Below are 18,933 nucleotides of genomic sequence, written 5' to 3'. Positions count from 1 at the left end.
TCCAATAAATAGTTTATTGATAGAGGTATCGTTTGATACTCTTTTTCGGTGTCTTCTCAAACTCCTGGTCGTGGAGCTGGATCTGTGCCAGACGGCAGAAGGCGGGGAGCTGCGCGTTGAGCTCCTTGCGGTTCTGTTCCATGATGGCCTCGAGGTCAGCATCGGAGAAACCGAGGCTGCGCACTTCCTCCATGTCGGGGTGTACGAGGCCGATGAGCTTGTTGTCACGCTGGATGATGAGGCTCTCGCCGACCATGGCCATGGAGTTGAGCTTGTTCTCGATCTCCTCGGGATAGATATTCTGTCCGTTGTCGCCGAGGAGCATGTTCTTGATACGTCCGTTGATGAAGAGGTGGCCCGTTTGGTCCATCGTGCCGAGGTCGCCGGTATGGAACCAGCCCTCGTCGTCGATGACGGCCTTCGTGGCCTGCTCGTTCTTATAATAACCGTCCATGACGTTGAGTCCGCGGCAGAGGATCTCACCGGGGACATGGGCGGGATCATCGCTGGCCACACGGAGCTCCATGTGCTCGATGACGGTGCCGCAGGAGCCGGGCTCGAAGTCATGCCAGTCGGAATAGGAGATCATCGGGCCGGTCTCCGTGGTGCCATAACCGATGGTGATGGGGAAGCCGATGGAGGTGAAGAACTGTTCGATCTCCTTGTTCAGTGCGGCGCCGCCGACGATAATCTCATACATGTTGCCGCCGAAGACCTGACGTGTCATCTCGCAGATGCGCTCGCGGATCTTCTCACGGACGACGGGCATGGACATGAGGAGTTTCATGCGTGTGTTCTGGATCAGCGGGAAGATCTTCTTGCGCACGATCTTCTCGATGATCAGGGGCACGGCGACGATGACGGAGGGGTGGATGTCGCTGTAGGCCTGGGCGATGGTCGTCGGGGAGGGGAGCCGGTTGAGGAAATAGATATGGTTTCCCCAGCAGAACTCGATGATGAACTCCACCATCAGACCGTACATATGGGCCATGGGGAGGATGCTCAGCACATTGCTGCCCGAGGGAATGTGTCCTTCGAGGAAGGCATGCTTCAGGCCGTCCCAGTTGCTCCACATCACACGGTAGGGGAGCATGACGCCCTTGGAGAATCCTGTGGTGCCACTGGTATAGTTGATCATGGCGAGGTCATCGCTGTGGTCACGGTAGTAGTGGACATGCTCCTTGCGGAAATATTTGGGGAATCGCTTGCCATAGAGCTCATTGAGGTGCTCACGGGCATAGACGAGCTTTTCCGTGCGCGCCAGGGTGACGGAGAAGTCGGGGATATAGACAATGCCCTCGAGGCCCGGCATCATGCGGGCGTCGAGCTGCGTGGACACGACATCGCCGACGAAGAGGAGCTTGGCGCCGCTGTGGTTGACGATGTTGTGGACTTGCTCAGAGGTGAACTCATGCTGGATGGGCACGGCAACGGCACCATAGGTCAGCGTGGCCAGGAAGGCCACGGCCCAGTTGCTGCTGTTACGGCCGCAGAGGGCGATCTTGTCGCCGACTTTCACGCCGCAGGCCTCGAAAAGGATGTGTACCTTCTCGATCTTGCGCGCTACATCGTGATACTGGAGCGTGGCGCCCTTGTAGTCGGTGAAAGCATCGCGGTCCCAGAACTTGATGATGCTCTCCTCAATGATTTGATTGAAACTTGGTATGGGTTGCATTGCACAATATTTCAAATTTTGTGCAAAGTTACAAACGTTTCTGCACATTTCAAAATATTTTGTGCAAAATTTTCATTTAGAGGGGAAAATTATGCGCAAACCCCTCATGGCGGCCACCTACTTATTCGTATCTCATGCTCTTCGACGGGTGGATATGGCTGATGAGGAAGCTCGGACCCACGAGGATGAGGAGACAGAGGAGGATCGTGACGATGTTGATGGCAACGAAATAGGGCCAGGCGAACTCCACGGGGACTGTCGAGACATAATAGGTACGGGCGTCGAGATGTACGAAGCCCGTATAGCGCTGCAGGGCGAGGAGCCCGAGGGCGATGGCGTTGCCGATGACGAGGCCCTTCAGGAGGATGAAGGCGGCGAACCAGAGGAAGGTGTGCCGGATGGTCTTGTTGCGGGCGCCGAGGGCCTTGAGGATGCCGATCATCGTGGTCCGTTCGAGGATGATGATGAGCAGGCCGGAGATCATCGTCACGCCGGCCACGGCGATCATCAGTCCGAGGATGACCCATACGTTGAGGTTCATCAGGTCGAGCCACTGGAAGATCTGCGGATAGAGGTCACGGATGGTGGCGGAGGCATAGGTCTCGCCGTAGTGGTCGACGGTGCGGTTGACGAGGGTCACGAAATACTGTTCCGTCTCGTCGAGGCGGCTGAAGTCATGGAGCATGACCTCGGCGCCACTGGCCTGGTCGTCGTACCAGCCGTTGAGTTTCCGGGCGGTATAGAGGTCGGTGAAGACGATGCTCTCGTCGAATTTCTTCAGATTGGTCTGATAGATGCCGGCGATGGTGAAGCGTCGTGTGCGCACGCCGTTATGGTCGATGAAATAGGCGAAGATACGGTCGCCGGCATGGAGGTGGAGCTTGTCGGCCTGGGCCTGGGAGATGACGATGCGGTTATGGCTCGCGCTGTCGGAGAAACGGGGGATGGAGCCCGCCACCATGTTCTGATGGATGAACGTGGAGTCCCATTCCGGTCCCACACCCTTGAAGGCCACGCCGAGGAAGTCGGAGTCGGTCTTGAGGATACCCTCCTTCAGGACATAGCGCTGCACATGCGCCACATTGGGGATGCGGCGCAGGACCGTGAGCATGGAGTCGTTCATCACGACGGGATACTGGTCGGAGCTCTGGAGCGTCATGAAGTCGGCGACCTCGATCTGTCCGCCGAAGCCGATGACCTTGCGCTGGATGGTATGCTTGAAGCCCAGGACGATGGCCACGGAGATGATCATCACGGCCAGACCGATGGCGACACCGGCCGTGGCGATGTTGATGGCGGGTCGTGATGCCTTCTGTTTCCCGTCGTGGGATCCATAGATCCGCCGGGCGATAAATAGTGGAAAATTTCTCATATTATTCGGGATCAACCCTTCCGGGGTATGCCTCGAGGGCCTTGCGCAGGACGACGAGGGCGCGTGTGAGGTCCTCCTTCTTCAGCACATAGGCGATACGCACCTGGTTGATGCCGGCGCCGGGCGTGGTGTAGAAGCCGGCGGCGGGGGCGAGCATGACCGTCTCTCCCTCGTAGTTGAAGTCGTTGAGGCACCAGCGGCAGAACTTCTCACTGTCGTCGACGGGGAGGGAAGCGACGGTATAGAAGGCACCCATGGGGATCGGCGAATAGACGCCGGGGATGCGGTTCAGTCCGTCGATGAGGCATTTACGGCGCTCGACATACTCGTCGTAGACATCACGGTAGTACTCCTCGGGGGCGTCGAGGGAGGCCTCGGCGACAATCTGTCCGATGAGGGGCGGGGAGAGGCGTGCCTGACAGAATTTCATCACGGCCTTGCGTACTTCGGCATTCTTCGTGATGAGGGCACCGATACGGATGCCGCACTCACTGTAGCGCTTCGAGACGGAGTCGATGAGGATCGTGTTCTGTTCGATGCCCTGGAGGTGCATGGCACTGATATAGGGTGAGCCCGTGTAGATATACTCACGGTAGACCTCGTCGGAGAAGAGGTAGAGGTCGTATTTCTTCACGAGGTCACGGATCTGGTTCATCTCACGGCGGGTATAGAGGTAGCCCGTCGGGTTGTTGGGGTTACAGATCAGGATGCCGCGCGTACGCTCGTTGATGAGCTCCTCGAACTTCTCCACCCTCGGCAGGGCAAAGCCTTCCTCGATGGACGTGGCGATGGTGCGGATCTTCGCGCCCGCGGAGATGGCGAAGGCCATGTAGTTGGCATAGGCCGGCTCGGGGACGATGATCTCGTCGCCGGGGTTCAGACAACTCATGAAGGCGAAGAGCACAGCCTCACTTCCTCCCGAGGTGATGATGATATCATCGGGCGTGACATTGATGTTGTATTTCTTATAATAGTCAACGAGCTTCTTGCGGTAGCTGAGATAGCCCTGGCTCGGAGAGTATTCGAGGACTTTCCGGTCGATATGCTTCAGGGCGTCAAGGCCACACTGCGGCGTGGGCAGGTCGGGCTGTCCGATGTTGAGGTGATAGACTTTGATACCCCGTGCTTTGGCAGCTGCTGCCAGCGGTGCCAGTTTCCGGATGGGCGACTCGGGCATTTCCAGTCCGCGTACTGATATTTCAGGCATTGCTATAGTTGTTATTTTTTCTTTTCAAGGGGCAAAGGTAGAGATTTTATTTTTAAATGCCAAACTTTTTCGCCAATATCCTTGTTGTCTCAACTTTTTTATTTAATTTTGCGATAGAAAATAAATAGTTTATGGAAAATGAATATCAGCTGCGGGTGACGCCGCAGACCGCTTATACGGAAGAGCATATCAAACGCTATCTGGCACAGGAGAAAGGCCTTGACATCAGGACGATCCATGCCGTGAGGGTGCTGCGCCGCAGCATCGACGCCCGTCACGGACAGATCTTCGTGAACCTGAAGGTCCGCGCCTATATCAACGAGGACCCGCACGACCTCGCCTATACGCCCACCGACTACCGGGAGGTCCCCGAGGGGGCACCGCGTGTCCTCGTCATCGGTGAGGGCCCCGGCGGACTCTTCGCGGCCCTGCGGCTCATCGAGCACGGCCTGCGCCCCGTGATCCTCGAGCGTGGCAAGGATGTCAGGGCCCGGAAACAGGACATGGCGCTCATCACGAAGACGCAGCAGGTGGATCCCGAGAGCAACTACTGCTTCGGGGAGGGCGGCGCCGGTGCCTACAGTGACGGTAAGCTCTACACCCGGTCGAAGAAGCGCGGGTCGGTGGAGAAGATCCTCAACGTGTTCTGTCAGCATGGTGCCTCCACGGCGATCCTCGCCGATGCCCATCCGCATATCGGCACCGACAAGTTGCCGCGTGTCATCGAGGGCATGCGCGAGACGATCCTGCGCTGTGGCGGTGAGGTCCATTTCCAGACGAAGATGACGCGGCTCATCCTCGAGGGGGATACCGTCGTCGGTGTCGAGGCCGTGGATCTGCGGACGGGGGAGGAGAAAAATTTCCGCGGGCCCGTCATCCTCGCCACAGGCCACAGTGCCCGTGATGTTTATCGCTATCTCGCCGAGGCGAAGGTGGAGATCGAGGCGAAGGGTATCGCCGTGGGCATGCGACTGGAACATCCGAGTCAGCTCATCGACCAGATACAGTATCATAATAAGAACGGCCGCGGGAAATATCTCCCGGCGGCGGAGTATAGCTTTGTCACGCAGGTCGACGGCCGTGGCGTCTACTCGTTCTGTATGTGTCCCGGTGGTTTCGTCATCCCCGCTGCCACGGGTCCCGAGCAGATCGTCGTCAACGGCATGAGTCCGAGCAACCGTGGCACGGCATGGAGCAACAGTGGTATGGTCGTGGAGCTGCGCCCCGAGGATATCCCCGGTGACGATGCCCTGAGGGTCATGCACTTCCAGGAACGGGTGGAGAAAGACTGTTGGCAACAGGGCAACCGGCGGCAGACGGCACCGGCACAGCGCATGGCTGACTTCGTCAACGGGAAACTGTCGTATGACCTGCCGAAGAGCAGTTATGCGCCGGGACTGATCTCCTCACCGCTCCATTTCTGGTTGCCGAAGGGTATCGCCCACAGGCTCCAGGAGGGCTTTAAGGTCTTCGGCCGTCAGGCCCATGGCTTCCTGACGAATGAGGCCGTATGTATCGCCGTGGAGACGAGGACGTCGTCGCCCGTCAGAATCCTCCGTGACCGTGAGACGCTGATGCACGTACGTATCGAGGGCCTCTTCCCCTGCGGTGAGGGTGCCGGTTATGCCGGTGGCATCGTCAGCGCGGGTGTTGACGGGGAGCGGTGCGCGGATGCGGCGGAGCTTTATGTGAAAGTAAACAAATAGAAACGATATGGACACGAAGAAAAAATTCTTGATTACGATCAACCGGGAATACGGATCCGGCGGACATGCCATAGGCAGTCTGCTGGCTCAGCGGTTGGGTGTGAAACTCATCGACAAGCAGCTCCTCAAGGCCGTGGCCGAGAAGTTCGGCATCTCCGAGCTCGACGCCGAGCGGCTGGAGAACAAGCGGCCGTCGTGGTGGGAGGACTTTGCCATGTTCTATAAGCGGTTCATCTCCGTGAATCCCTATGAGGAAGGCATACAGCCGGAGATCACGTCGCGTCAGCTCTTCTATGCTCAGGCCACGGCGATGCGGCAGATCGTGGCCAAGGAGAGTTGCGTGATCATCGGCCGGTGTGCCTTCGACATTTTCAAGGATGAGCCCAACAGTCTGCGCCTCTTCGTCCATGCGCCGATGGAGAAGCGTGTGGAGCGGATCGTCAGCCGTTACCACTGCAGTGATGCCGAGGCCCGCCAGCGCATTGCCGACAGTGACTATCAGCGCCAGCTCTATACGAAGACGTTCACGGGTAAGGAGGTCTTCGATGCCCGCAACTACGACTTCACCATGAATGTCGGCAACATCGGTGTCAACGGTGCCGTGGAGTTCCTGATGAGAATATTGTAGGGACATGATTCATCATGTTCCGCCCAATGCGGGTGTGTGGCCGCAACATGGCGGCCACCTACAAGTGGATCAATGAATATACAAGTGAAAAGAATATTGAATGCATGGGGCATGACCCTGTTGACATTCTTGGGATGTAGCATACTGTTTGGCGTTATTTGGATCTTTATTGATGATGATATTCTGTCACGGAAAGGTCTATTCATCTTTACTGCCCTTCCCTGTTTTGGCATCTGGTGGTATCTTGTCCGTCAACGCCTGCAAGTGATACGGCACGGATGGGTGCGTAATATTTTTTATATTGTGGGATTGGTGACACTCATCTTTGTGGGAGCATCATTGTCAAAAGGCTACCGCGTTTTGAATAGCAGTGTTCAGAAGGTGAACGTGTTGACGGACGAGAATGTCAGGGATGGCTATTTCTTCGATGTCGCCCATCTGCCCTTAAATACGATGATGGTAGGCACGGCCATGGAGAGTTCTGTAGTTGACTACAGCCGTGGGGATGAGAATATCCGATACAAAGGCAGTGTGACGATACCCATCAAAGGCCTTCATCATGCCTGTCTGCTCTTGGAGAGAAGTGAAGAGACGGGCTATATCTCCGGTTCTGACGAAAAAGCAAATCAAGTCCAAAAGAAGATATCGGAGAGGTTGAATGATGATTTGAAGTACGTGTTGTCACATCGTGTGTCACATTTGGAGCGGGTACTTCATCCGTCATCCGGAAATCTCCAAGCGGCAGCGTACTCTTTAGAGCAGAACGATCTCGATGAGGACCATTGTGTCATGCTGAGAATCCCTGATATCAACGAGGCTCCGTCGCTATGGTCGGAAATTTCGGTAGGCGTATACCTCTTTCTCTTTTATCTCGTCTTCTCTCTTCTGGTGTTCTTGTTCCCCTATCTGAAGAAAGGAAAGCGGGAGGATATCGTCGCCGTGAAAGAAGAAGAAAAGGCTGAGTCGTTGTGGGCTCAGGATGAAGTGGTGAGGTTTGTCAAGGCTTATGGACCCTTGGTGCTCATCGGCGCGTCATGGGGTGTGATGTTTCTGATTGAAGTTCTGATGTCTTATGGTGTCCATCCTTACCCGGATGTTGTCTATCGGTTAGGTGGATTCGATACTTACGCGTTGGATTATGAGCCACAGTGGTGGAGAATGCTGACCTGTGGATTCCTCCATGGTTCAATCAAGCATCTGGCGGGGAATCTGAGCGTCTTTGTCGTCGTATCTTACTATCTTTGTTCGGAGATGAATGCCTTCCGTGCCTCTGCCATCTTTCTCATCACCGTGGTGACCTCCAGTCTGGCCGTGTTCATGTTCTCGCATGGATCGACGATTGGGGCCAGTGGTGGCATCATGGGTATGGCCGGCGCATATATCACGATCGAGATATTCCGTTTCTTGAAAGGGGAGGGAGTCAACAAAGAAGGATTGCTCATCGTGGGCATTCTGACAGCCCTCACCTTATTGTCCAGTTTCGGGTTCGGATTCAGTCTCACCGGACATCTTGGTGGCCTTGCCGGTGGCTTTGTCATCGAGTCCCTCAGAATGTTGTATGGGATGGTGAAGGCGGAATAATATATCTTCCTATTCAGCACAGTATCTGTTCCATCTGTTACTCTGTCTTTTTCCTCTGCCTCTGTTGCGGAACATGGTGAATCTTGTCCCTACGATTGAGGGCGGAACTAAAAAATATGTGGGATATTTGTTCATTATCAGAATTTTTTGTAATTTTGCACCGTTTTCGAAAATGATATAAAAACTCATTATAATGAAGATTTCTTATAAATGGTTGAAAGAATACGTTGACATCGACATGACCCCGCAGCAGACGGCAGACGCGCTGACGTCCACGGGTCTGGAAGTTGACGATCTCGAAGAAGTACAGGCTATCCGTGGTGGCCTGAAAGGATTGTATGTCGGTAAGGTGCTCACGTGTGAGATGCACCCCAACTCCGACCATCTCCATATCACCACCGTCGACCTCGGTAAGGGCGAGCCGCAGCAGATTGTCTGTGGTGCTCCGAATGTTGCTGCTGGTCAGAAGGTCATCGTCGCCGACCTCGGTTGCACGCTCTATGACGGTGACAAGGAGTTTACCATTAAGAAGAGCAAGCTCCGTGGCGTTGAGAGCTACGGCATGATCTGCGCTGAGGATGAGATTGGCGTCGGCAAGAGCCATGACGGCATCATCGTCCTCCCCGAGGATACCCCCGTGGGCATGCCCGCTGCAGAATATTATCACCTCGAGAGCGACTGGGTCATCGAGATCGACATCACCGCCAACCGCGCCGATGCCCTCTCTCACTATGGTGTGGCCCGTGACCTCTATGCCTGGCTGAAGCAGAACGGCTATCCAACGAGTCTGCACCGTCCCGACTGCTCCGCCTTTACGGTGGACAATGAGGACCTGCCGATCGATGTGGAGATTCAGAACCATGAGGCCTGCAAGCGTTATGCCTGTCTGAGTCTGACGGACTGTGACGTCAAGGAGAGTCCGAAATGGCTGCAGGATAAGTTGACCGTCATCGGTCTCCGTCCGATCAACAATATCGTGGATATCACGAACTATATCATGATGGCTTACGGCCAGCCGATGCACTGTTTCGATGCTGACATGGTGAAAGGTCATAAGATCGTCGTGCGCACGCAGCCCGAGGGAACGAAGTTCGTCACCCTCGACGGAGAGACGCATATCCTCGGTGAGCATGACCTGAGCATCTGCAACAGTGAGGAGCCGATGTGTATCGCCGGTATTTTCGGCGGCAAAGGTAGTGGTACCTATGAGACGACGAAGAATGTGGTCCTCGAGAGTGCCTATTTCCATCCCACATGGATCCGCAAGAGTGCCCGCCATCACGGCCTGAGCACCGATGCCAGTTACCGTTTCGAGCGTGGCGTCGATCCCAATGGTCAGATCTATGCCCTCAAGCAGGCCGCTATCCTTGCCAAGGAACTCGCCGGCGCAAAGGTGAGCATGCAGATCAAGGATGTCTATCCCGATCCGCTGCCCGACTTCCCCGTGCGTCTGAACTATGAGTACTGTGACCGCCTGATCGGTAAGCAGCTCGGCAAGGAGACGATCAAGAACATCGCCACAAGTCTGGAGATGAAGATCACAAAGGAGGATGAGGACGGTCTCGACCTCGTTGTCCCCGCCTACCGTGTCGACGTGCAGCGTCCCTGTGATGTCGTCGAGGATATCCTCCGTATCTATGGATATAATAATGTGGAGATCCCCACGACGCTGAAGTCGTCCCTCAACGTGCAGGGTGATGCCGATCATCATGCACACTTGGAGAATCTCGTCGGTGAGCAGCTCGTCGGCTGTGGCTTCAATGAGATCCTCAACAACTCACTCACGAAGACCTCCTATTATGATCAGGATACCCTCAATGCCTATCCGTGGGCAGAGACGGTGAAGGTGATGAACCCGCTGAGCGCTGATCTCGGCGTGATGCGTCAGACGCTGCTCTTCGGTGGTCTGGAGAGTATCGCAAGAAATATCAACCGCAAGCTCCATAACCTCCGCTTCTTCGAGAGTGGCAACTGCTATCATTTCCATGCCGAGAAGCGTACCCCCGAGGCTCCCATCAAGGCCTATACGCAGGAGCATCATATCGCCCTGTGGCTTACGGGTAAGCGTGTCGAGGGCTCCTGGGCTCATCCCGATGAGGACAGCAGTTTCTATGAGTTGAAGGCTGATGTCGACAATATCTTCACGCGCTGCGGTGTCAACCCCGGCATCATCGTGGAGAAGGAGAGTGACAACAATATCTTCGCCAAGGCACAGACGCTGCAGACCCGCCAGGGACAGATCCTCGCCGAGGTCGGTATCATCTCTCCGAAACTCGCCAAGGAGGTTGGTGTGGAGCAGGAAGTGTTCTATGCCGATATCCACTGGGATCAGGTGATGAAGGCCACGAAGAAGAACGAACTCCTCTATCAGCCGCTGAGCAAGTATCCGGCGGTCAGCCGTGACCTCGCCCTCCTCGTCGACAAGAGCGTGAAGTTCGCCGATATCGAGCAGATCGCCCGTCAGACGGAGAAGAAACTGTTGAAGCGTGTTGAGCTCTTCGATGTCTACGAGGGAAAGAACCTCCCCGAGGGCAAGAAGAGCTATGCCGTCAACTTCATCCTTCAGGATGACACGAAGACCCTCAACGACAAGGCTATCGACGCCATGATGCAGAAGCTCATCAAGCAGTTGACGAATAAGTTGCACGCGGAATTAAGATAATCCATTTGCGGAAGATTGATAATAACAAGAAAACAAATAAAATAAATTTTTCATTCCAATGGGAAGAGCATTTGAATATCGTAAAGCTACCAAGCTGAAGAGATGGGGTCACATGGCCCGTACGTTTACGAAATTAGGTAAGGAGATTGCCATCGCTGTGAAAGCCGGTGGTCCGGAGCCTGAGAACAACCCGCGCCTGCGTGCCATCATCGCCACCTGCAAGCGTGAGAACATGCCGAAGGACAATATCACCCGTGCCATCAAGAATGCCATGGGTAAGGACCAGAGCGACTACAAAGAGGTGCCCTATGAGGGATATGGCCCCCACGGCATCGCTATCTTCGTCGACACGCTGACGGACAACACCACACGTACCGTCGCTGACGTCCGTTCCGTTTTCAATAAGTTTAATGGTAACCTCGGCACACAGGGCTCCCTGAGTTTCCTCTTCGACCATAAGTGCGTGTTCACCTTCAAGCCGAAGGACAACATGGATATGGACTCCCTCATCCTCGACCTCATCGACTACGGTGTGGACGACGAGTATGACACTGACGAGGAGACGGGTGAGATCACGATCTATGGTGACCCGACGAGCTTCGGTGATATCCAGAAATATCTCGAGGATAATGGTTATGAGATCACGAGTGCTGAGTTCACGCGTATCCCCAATGACCTGAAGGACGTCACGCCCGAGGAGCGCGAGACGATCGATAAGATGGTTGAGAAGCTCGAGGACTTCGATGATGTACAGAATGTGTACACCAACATGAAGCCGGCAGAAGAAGAGTAAGGAAAATTAAAAAAGTAAAGAAGTAAAAAAGTAAAGCTACCGCAGTGGATCACATCCCTGCCTCCTTTTACTTTTTTACTTTTTTACTTCTTTACTTTATAACTGCTTCGTAGAGGACTTTCCCTTTCTGTTTGGTGGACCGGAGGATATAACGGAACTGAAAGCCGTTGTCACGATAGACCTTCGTACCGGGATCGTCATGGAGACCCTGGGAGAGAAGTGTCGTGATCTTCTTCTTGTTTTTCGCCAGAGCAACAGGATTATCCGCCATGCCACTGAGGGTGACATAGTAGTTGAACGTCTTCGTATCCTTTGAGAAGGTCATACTGTCCGTGCGTTGGCCGTTTTTCACCGGTGTGGGACAGAACTTCTCCGTATATTCCTTCGCCTCACGGGCTGCACGGTCCTCGATGCTCTCATGGCAGGCCGTCAGGGGCAACAGTAGGAGAGCGGTGGCAAGACCGATTAACGCGTTTTTCTTCTTCATCATTCTAATACCTTATTTGTTACGCTTTATCTAAATATTATTACAAAGGTACATCTTTTTTCGGGTACGATAGTGCTTTTCTCGAAAAAATTCAGTAATTTTGCACAAACGAAAATTATTAACGATGGACAATATCAATCAAATCCGCAATTTCTGCATTATCGCCCATATCGATCACGGCAAGTCGACCCTCGCGGACCGGCTGCTGGAGAAGACGAAGACCATCCAGATCACGGAGGGTCAGATGCTCGATGATATGGATCTGGAGCGTGAGCGTGGCATCACCATCAAGAGCCATGCCATCCAGATGGAATATACGGCGGAGGACAAGAAGAAATATATCCTCAACCTCATTGATACCCCGGGACATGTCGACTTCTCCTATGAGGTGAGCCGCAGCATCGCTGCCTGCGAGGGTGCCTTGCTCGTCGTTGATGCCACCCAGGGCGTCCAGGCGCAGACGATCTCGAACCTCTATATGGCTATCGAGCATGATTTGGAGATCATCCCCGTGATCAATAAGATTGACATGCCCAATGCCATGCCCGACGAGGTGGAGGACGAGATCGTGGAACTCATCGGCTGTGACCGTGAGGATATCATCCGCGCCAGTGGCAAGACCGGTGAGGGTGTCGATAAGATCCTCGAGGCCGTCGTGACGCGCATCCCCCATCCCGAGGGCGACCCGAAGGCACCGGCACAGGCCCTGATCTTCGACTCCCTCTACAACTCCTTCCGTGGCATCATCGTACTCTGTAAGATGGAGAACGGCATGATCCGCCAGGGAGAGAAGGTGAAGTTCTTCAATACCGGTCAGGAGTATACCGCCGATGAGGTCGGTGTGCTGAAGATGGACATGGTGCCACGCAAGGAACTGGCCTGCGGTGAGGTAGGCTACATCATCTCGGGTATCAAGGATGCCACGGAGGTGAAGGTCGGTGATACCGTCACGTCGGTCGACAACCCGTGTAAGGAGGCCATCGAGGGTTTCCAGGAGGTGAAGCCGATGGTCTTCGCCGGTGTCTATCCCATCGATCCCAATGATTATGAGAACCTGCGGGCATCGCTGGAGAAGTTGCAGCTCAACGACGCGTCGCTGACATTCTCGCCGGAGAGTTCCGTGGCCCTCGGCTTCGGATTCCGTTGCGGATTCCTCGGTCTGCTCCACATGGAAATCGTCCAGGAGCGCCTCGACCGTGAGTTCAACATGGATGTCATCACGACGGTGCCGAACGTCAGTTATATGGTCTACGACAAGCAAGGACATGCCAAGGAGGTCCATAACCCCTCTGGACTGCCCGACCAGACGCTCATCGACCATATCGAGGAACCGTATATCCGTGCCTCGATCATCACGAGTACGAACTATATCGGGCCGATCATGAAGCTCTGCCTCGACAAGCGTGGCGAGCTCATCAACCAGGAGTATGTCAGTGGCAACCGTGTGGAACTGCATTTCTTCCTGCCGTTGGGAGAGATCGTCATCGATTTCTACGATAAGCTGAAGAGTATCTCGAAGGGCTATGCCTCGTTCGACTACCATATCGACAGCTACCGGCCCTCGAAACTCGCCAAGCTCGATATCCTGCTCAACGGAGAGCCCGTCGATGCCTTGTCGACGCTGACCCATGAGAGCAATGCTGTGGCCTTCGGACGTCGGATGTGCGAGAAGCTCAAGGAGCTCATCCCACGGCAGCAGTTTGATATCGCCATCCAGGCAGCTATCGGCGGCAAGATCGTGGCCCGTGAGACCGTCAAGCAGGTCCGTAAGGATGTCACGGCGAAATGCTACGGTGGTGATGTCAGTCGAAAGCGTAAGCTTCTGGAGAAACAGAAGAAAGGCAAGAAACGCATGAAGCAGGTGGGCAACGTCCAGGTACCTCAGAAGGCATTCCTCGCCGTGCTGAAACTTGATTAGGTAAAAGAAGAAATTTACTAAACAATTATAGGGAGGAAGAAAATGAAACAGGAACCAAAAACGGCACATGATATTTCCAGGGAACTGGCTCGGAAATACAGTACGATGACCCATGCTGAGCTGGATGTCCTCGAGAGCATCCTCGTGCCTCGGAAATATGCCAAGGGCGAGATGATCCTCAAGGAAGGAGAGGTCTGCCGTGATATCAGCTATATCGAGCATGGTCTCGTCAGACAATTTTATTATAAGAATGGCAAGGAACTCACGGAGCATCTCGGCTGTGACCGCTCTATCTTCATGTGTATCGAGAGTCTCTTCAAGGAGGAGCCGACACACCTGCAGGTGGAAGCCCTCGAACCGACGCTGATCTTTGCGCTGCCGAAGGCGGCATTGGAGCGTGAGGCTATCCATAATGTCAATATCCAGATGCTCTATCGTAAGATTCTTGAGGAGAGTCTGATTATCTCACAGGTCCATGCCGACCTCGTCCGTTTCGAGTCGGCACAGGCCCGTTACAAGAAGTTCAGTAAGCTATGTCCGCAGATTGTTCTCCGGGCTCCCCTGAACTATATCGCCAACTATCTCCAGATGACCCCCGAGACTTTATCCCGCGTGAGAAAGGAGGAACTCGGAGTGTAGTGAGGGCCTGCCATTGTGTGCTTGCGCTTTGCAAGCACAAGGCCCCTATTTTTTCTCCGTCTCTTTCAGATAGCCGTGGCGGTAGGCGAAGAGGAGCTCCTCGAGGTCGGCAATCTGCTGGCGGAGCTCCACACCCTTGTCCGTATCGGCAACGAGGAGACGGCGGTTGGACATCTCCACGATCTGGGTTGTCGACTTGATATCCGTGCCGCGGAGGATGGCATCCTCGGTACTCGTGAACGGCTCATGCTGTACGAGCTGGAAGCCACGGGAGTGGAAGATGAGCGTGTAGCCCGCGATGCCTGTCTCATTATGATAGGCTTTGGAGAAGCCACCGTCGATGACGAGAATCTTGCCTTTGGCCTTGATGGGGTTCTCACCCTTCGTCGCCTTCACGGGCACATGACCGTTGATGATATGCCGGTTGGGCCCCTTTACGCCAAAGGCGTCGAGAATATAGTCGGCCGTCTCCTCAGAGTCACGGAGCGTGAAATAGTTGCCTTTCACCTCCTTATGCGTCTCTTTATCAGCAATGAAATAGCGTTCGAACGTCGCCATCTTACTCTTGTCGAAGAGGGGACTGTCGGGACCACACCACAGATAGAGGAAATAATCGATGGCATACTGACGCTCCTCGGGATCGCTGTCACTCTGAAAGGCCGTACGGATCTGCATACCGATACGGTGGAGGAGCTGACGGCCACAGTAGCGCTGGCCCTTGTTGATCTCCACCTCTTTCAGCGTGCCGTCGGCATTGAGGGGCACGGAGGCATGGAAGAGGAGGTTATTGTTGTATACGGCATACATGCAACCATGCTGCAGCAAGGCGTTGATATGCTTATGGAGTTTCTCGGAGATGACGAAGGAGTGATGGAGCTTGCGCATGAGCTCCTTCTCCTCATCGGTGAGCCGTGTGGGGTCCTTCGGGTCGATGGTGGGGAAGTTGTTGGAAGTCAGCGCGTAGGTCTTCCCGTCGAGGTCTATCGTTCCTTTCTCGTAGTCGATATGGTTCAACAGACAACGGTCGGTCATCTGCCAGTCGGGATGACTCTCGAAGATCTGACTCTCAATCTTAAACTGCATGATGGCGATGGCCTTGTGCATCTGGGCGTCGAGGCGGATGGTCTTGTCGTCGATGAGATGGTCGTCGGGATTGATCTTCGGCATGAACTCCGTACAAGGGTCGTCCTTATAGGTATCCATGGCGAAGGTGGCCAGGGGGATGAGGTTGATGCCGTAGCCCTCCTCGATGGTGGCGAGGTTGGCATAGCGCAGACTGATGCGTACGACATTGCAGATGCAGGCGTCATTGCCGGCGCAGGCACCCATCCACAGAACATCGTGGTTGCCCCACGTGATATCCCAGTTACGGCGGTGGCGCAGCGTGTCCATGATGATATGTGCGCCGGGACCGCGGTCGTAGATATCACCGAGGATATGCAGCTGATCGATGGCCAGACGCTGGATGACATTGGCGATGGCGATGATGAAGTCGTCGGCGCGTCCTGTGGAGATGATGGTATCGACAATGACGTTGACATAGTCACGCTTGTCGTAGTCGTCGGTACGCTCATGGAGCAGCTCCTGGATGATATAGGAGAAGTCGGGCGGCAGGTTCTTGCGCACCTTCGAACGGGTGTATTTGCTCGACACGTCACGGCAGACGGCAACGAGCTGATGGAGGGTGATATGATACCAGTCGTCGATATCCTCCTCACTCTGCTTGACGAGTTCCAGTTTCTGTTCGGGATAATAGATCAGCGTACACAGCTCGCGCTTTTCAGCCTCACGGAGCGTGTTGCCGAAGAGTTCGTTGACCTTACGCTTGATATTTCCCGACGCGTTCTTCAGCACGTGGAGGAAAGCCTCATACTCTCCGTGGATATCGGCCAGGAAATGTTCCGTTCCTTTCGGGAGGTTCAGAATGGCCTGGAGGTTGATGATTTCCGTACTGGCATCGGCGACAGTAGGGAAGGTGTGGGATAGTAGTTCCAGATAGCGTAGGTCTTTGTCAATGTCATAATGTTTCGTCATAGCGGTAAAATTTGAATGTTGGTATTTTAAAGCCCTCCTTTTGGGGGGAGGGTTGGGAGAGGCTTACACTTACTGAGTTAAGTATTCGCGGATGAGCTTCTCCGTATGGCCTTTCTTCGCTTCGGCGGGCATAAACCCTTCCGTGAGCCCCGTCGCCTGGGTCATGACCTCAAAGAGCTGGCGGGCGAACGGTAGAAGCTTCATACGCTTCAGCGTAGCGTCGAGGAGATCCTCGTCATAGTCAGTCTCGTTGAGGAGGCGGTGAAGCTCGTCGAGGTAGCTGTGGGGGATGTTCCGGTGGGGCATCCGCGAGTGGATCTGTACGATCTGTCTGAGGATAGCCTGTTCGGCGGTATAGTGATCGGCGGAGTTCTGCGGCTCCTTCGGGGCTACCTCACTCTTTTCCTCCAGGAAGATACGCTCTGCCGTGAGCTCGTCGGAGAGTGCCCTGACGACTTTCTTGGCAATGACTGCCGCCTTGTCGGCCTCATATTTCTCCAGTACATCCCGGTGGGCCTCGGCATGTTCGGCGAGCATCTCAGTGTCACTGATATGATGGGTGAAGATGCTGTTGGCAATACATACTGTACGGAGATTCCATTTCGTCTTCAGCACATAGGCCTTCTCCATTGGGGTCGTCGTGATGACGGCACCGGCATGGCGGACGAGACTGCGGAGATAGCACAGTCGCTGCAGCGGACGGCGTGTTGCCGGCTTCTTCATATTCCACGGGGAGATGCCACCCATCGGCGTGAGTACATAGGGGATGCCCATGCGCTGAGCTTTACGGGCTATCGTCGCCAGACGGTGGTCCCAGGTGCCGAAGAGATGGACGACATCGGCCTCGGCAAGGGTGGCGACGTGGTCTCCCTCGCTCAAAACCTTGAAATAATCTTCATGGAAGGAATATTTCTTCAGGCGTGGACTCATATAAAAGAAAACTTTCATATATTCTTTTATAGCTTATGGCTCGTGAAATCATTTTTGTCGGCGAAACAGTAGCGGAAGGTGTTGCCGATACCTTTCCACATCAAGGCCAGTTCATGGAAGGGGATGGCGATGGTGGAGATGCTGTCATCCCACTGACGGATGGCCTTGCGTCCGGTGTACAGACGGACAAGGAAGAGTATGAGGAGGGCGATGACGGCGACAGTGAGGAGGATCCAGCGCTGCGTAATGGCCGCGAAGATGATACTTCCCAGACTCATGAAAATGCTGAGGTAGAGAAAACCGTTGGTGGCATAGTGCCAAAGCCGCAGCCGCCAGTGGTTCCTCAACAGAGGCATGGAGGCACGGAGGAAGAGATGGCGGTTGTGCCAGGTCTTGTCGCTCGGTGCCCGTTCGATGAGGATGCTCTTCTCGTCATCAATGACGGCCGTGTCATCTCCCTGAGAATATTTGTTGATGATGAAGTCGTACTCACCACGGATGAGCTGCAGGTTGCCGCGGAAGCCTTCCTGCTGAAGAAACTCATCCTTATGGAAACAGATGTTCTGCATGTTTGTCCGCCAAGCCCTTCCTTGGGAGGCTGCATGCAGCAGGTCTTCAGCTGTGAGGATATGCTCGAAACGGCGACCGGTAGGGGTTTCCTCATCGAAGAGAACGGGTCCCATGACGACATGGTTTCCTCTGTGGCAACCACGGGCCATCGTTGCCAGCCAGTGGTCTGACTGGGGACAACAGGATGGATCGGAGAGCAGGATCCACTCATGCTTGGCAGCTTTCACGCCAAGGGTGATCTGCAGTTTCTTCCGGCTCATATAGCGGGAGCTCTCGGGAATGAGGGTATAGTAGAGGCGGTCGCCATAGTTGGCTTTCATGCGCTTGAGGATCTCCTCGGTCTCGCCCTGCCCCTGTTCGGAGACGACGATGACTTGATAGTCGGGGTAGTCCTGAGTGAGGAAATGAGGAAGGTTGTGCTGCAGCACCTCAGCATCATCATGGGTGGTGAGGATGATGCTGATGCCGGGCAGCGCCGAGCCTTCCGCCTCACTGCTCCCGCCGTCTTCATCCGTCTTGCTCTTCCGTTGGTATGTCCATAGGAAGGGGTTGACGATAGAGGCTATGATCGCTATGAGGAGGGTCATAGACCCGAGAATAATCGTAACTGTGTCGATGTTAAAACTGATCTTTACCATAACGACTGCAAAGTTACTTTATTTTTTTGAGATAAGAAAGAATATAAAAATAAATTTGTCTGTTCAAATATTTTGTCGTATTTTTGCATGCAG

General features: G+C 54.5%; 14 protein-coding genes. 7 read left to right on the top strand and 7 right to left on the bottom strand.

The window, feature by feature from the left end; translation table 11 throughout:
• Nucleotides 1–13: 13 nt before the first annotated feature.
• The 3 genes from G604_RS0100345 to G604_RS0100335 form a co-directional block, all read right to left on the bottom strand.
• Nucleotides 14–1,675 (bottom strand): AMP-binding protein, encoded by a 1,662-nt coding sequence (locus tag G604_RS0100345; RefSeq protein ID WP_028908799.1) that lies wholly within the window; start codon nt 1,673–1,675, stop codon nt 14–16.
• A gap of 121 nt (nt 1,676–1,796) precedes the next feature.
• Complete coding sequence (locus G604_RS0100340; protein ID WP_036904187.1) at nt 1,797–3,047, bottom strand: ABC transporter permease; 1,251 nt, start codon at nt 3,045–3,047, stop codon at nt 1,797–1,799.
• A 1-nt stretch (nt 3,048) separates the two neighbouring features.
• On the bottom strand, nt 3,049–4,254 hold the full coding sequence (locus G604_RS0100335) for a pyridoxal phosphate-dependent aminotransferase (RefSeq protein WP_028908797.1): 1,206 nt from the start codon (nt 4,252–4,254) through the stop codon (nt 3,049–3,051).
• A 131-nt stretch (nt 4,255–4,385) separates the two neighbouring features.
• Between G604_RS0100335 and G604_RS0100330 the strand changes: the two genes are divergently transcribed.
• The 5 genes from G604_RS0100330 to G604_RS0100310 all read left to right on the top strand — a co-directional run bounded on the left by G604_RS0100330 (nt 4,386) and on the right by G604_RS0100310 (nt 11,624).
• Nucleotides 4,386–5,960, top strand: a complete 1,575-nt coding sequence (locus G604_RS0100330) for an NAD(P)/FAD-dependent oxidoreductase (RefSeq protein ID WP_028908796.1) — start codon at nt 4,386–4,388, stop codon at nt 5,958–5,960.
• A gap of 7 nt (nt 5,961–5,967) precedes the next feature.
• The gene (locus G604_RS0100325) at nt 5,968–6,588 is read left to right on the top strand and encodes an AAA family ATPase (RefSeq protein WP_028908795.1); all 621 of its coding nucleotides are present in this window, start codon (nt 5,968–5,970) and stop codon (nt 6,586–6,588) included.
• Between the two features lie 360 nt (nt 6,589–6,948).
• On the top strand, nt 6,949–8,169 hold the full coding sequence (locus G604_RS0100320) for a rhomboid family intramembrane serine protease (protein ID WP_196801072.1): 1,221 nt from the start codon (nt 6,949–6,951) through the stop codon (nt 8,167–8,169).
• Nucleotides 8,170–8,362: 193 nt separating this feature from the next.
• On the top strand, nt 8,363–10,831 hold the full coding sequence (pheT, locus tag G604_RS0100315) for a phenylalanine--tRNA ligase subunit beta (protein WP_028908793.1): 2,469 nt from the start codon (nt 8,363–8,365) through the stop codon (nt 10,829–10,831).
• A gap of 58 nt (nt 10,832–10,889) precedes the next feature.
• Entirely contained in the window at nt 10,890–11,624 is a 735-nt protein-coding gene (locus G604_RS0100310; protein WP_028908792.1) for a YebC/PmpR family DNA-binding transcriptional regulator, read from the top strand.
• A gap of 91 nt (nt 11,625–11,715) precedes the next feature.
• On the opposite strand, the gene G604_RS0100305 is transcribed toward G604_RS0100310, so the two are convergent.
• Nucleotides 11,716–12,114, bottom strand: a complete 399-nt coding sequence (locus G604_RS0100305) for a hypothetical protein (RefSeq protein WP_316928657.1) — start codon at nt 12,112–12,114, stop codon at nt 11,716–11,718.
• A 121-nt stretch (nt 12,115–12,235) separates the two neighbouring features.
• Here G604_RS0100305 and lepA point away from each other — a divergent pair, with 121 nt between their 5' ends.
• On the top strand, nt 12,236–14,029 hold the full coding sequence (gene lepA, locus G604_RS0100300) for a translation elongation factor 4 (protein ID WP_028908790.1): 1,794 nt from the start codon (nt 12,236–12,238) through the stop codon (nt 14,027–14,029).
• 42 nt (nt 14,030–14,071) lie between these two features.
• Nucleotides 14,072–14,668, top strand: coding sequence for a Crp/Fnr family transcriptional regulator (locus tag G604_RS0100295; protein ID WP_028908789.1), 597 nt, complete (start codon nt 14,072–14,074; stop codon nt 14,666–14,668).
• A gap of 45 nt (nt 14,669–14,713) precedes the next feature.
• Here the strand turns inward: G604_RS0100295 and G604_RS0100290 are convergent, their stop codons facing one another.
• The 3 genes from G604_RS0100290 to G604_RS0100280 all read right to left on the bottom strand — a co-directional run bounded on the left by G604_RS0100290 (nt 14,714) and on the right by G604_RS0100280 (nt 18,840).
• Nucleotides 14,714–16,702: a fructose-bisphosphatase class III gene (locus G604_RS0100290; RefSeq protein ID WP_028908788.1), complete on the bottom strand. Its 1,989-nt coding sequence runs from the start codon at nt 16,700–16,702 to the stop codon at nt 14,714–14,716.
• Between the two features lie 69 nt (nt 16,703–16,771).
• On the bottom strand, nt 16,772–17,650 hold the full coding sequence (locus G604_RS13090; protein ID WP_051220128.1) for a glycosyltransferase: 879 nt from the start codon (nt 17,648–17,650) through the stop codon (nt 16,772–16,774).
• Between the two features lie 8 nt (nt 17,651–17,658).
• The gene (locus G604_RS0100280) at nt 17,659–18,840 is read right to left on the bottom strand and encodes a glycosyltransferase family 2 protein (protein WP_036904184.1); all 1,182 of its coding nucleotides are present in this window, start codon (nt 18,838–18,840) and stop codon (nt 17,659–17,661) included.
• Between the last annotated feature and the right edge of the window lie 93 nt (nt 18,841–18,933).

The organism is Prevotella sp. AGR2160, assembly GCF_000424185.1.
GTDB lineage: Bacteria > Bacteroidota > Bacteroidia > Bacteroidales > Bacteroidaceae > Prevotella.
This window is presented reverse-complemented; position numbering and strand designations above follow the sequence as displayed.

Coding starts and splice junctions, on each gene's coding strand:
- G604_RS0100345 (WP_028908799.1), bottom strand. CDS start 1,675: ATGCAACCCATACCAAGTTTCAATCAAATCATTGAGGAGAGCATCATC.
- G604_RS0100340 (WP_036904187.1), bottom strand. CDS start 3,047: ATGAGAAATTTTCCACTATTTATCGCCCGGCGGATCTATGGATCCCAC.
- G604_RS0100335 (WP_028908797.1), bottom strand. CDS start 4,254: ATGCCTGAAATATCAGTACGCGGACTGGAAATGCCCGAGTCGCCCATC.
- G604_RS0100330 (WP_028908796.1), top strand. CDS start 4,386: ATGGAAAATGAATATCAGCTGCGGGTGACGCCGCAGACCGCTTATACG.
- G604_RS0100325 (WP_028908795.1), top strand. CDS start 5,968: ATGGACACGAAGAAAAAATTCTTGATTACGATCAACCGGGAATACGGA.
- pheT (WP_028908793.1), top strand. CDS start 8,363: ATGAAGATTTCTTATAAATGGTTGAAAGAATACGTTGACATCGACATG.
- G604_RS0100310 (WP_028908792.1), top strand. CDS start 10,890: ATGGGAAGAGCATTTGAATATCGTAAAGCTACCAAGCTGAAGAGATGG.
- G604_RS0100305 (WP_316928657.1), bottom strand. CDS start 12,114: ATGATGAAGAAGAAAAACGCGTTAATCGGTCTTGCCACCGCTCTCCTA.
- lepA (WP_028908790.1), top strand. CDS start 12,236: ATGGACAATATCAATCAAATCCGCAATTTCTGCATTATCGCCCATATC.
- G604_RS0100295 (WP_028908789.1), top strand. CDS start 14,072: ATGAAACAGGAACCAAAAACGGCACATGATATTTCCAGGGAACTGGCT.
- G604_RS0100290 (WP_028908788.1), bottom strand. CDS start 16,702: ATGACGAAACATTATGACATTGACAAAGACCTACGCTATCTGGAACTA.
- G604_RS13090 (WP_051220128.1), bottom strand. CDS start 17,650: ATGAAAGTTTTCTTTTATATGAGTCCACGCCTGAAGAAATATTCCTTC.
- G604_RS0100280 (WP_036904184.1), bottom strand. CDS start 18,840: ATGGTAAAGATCAGTTTTAACATCGACACAGTTACGATTATTCTCGGG.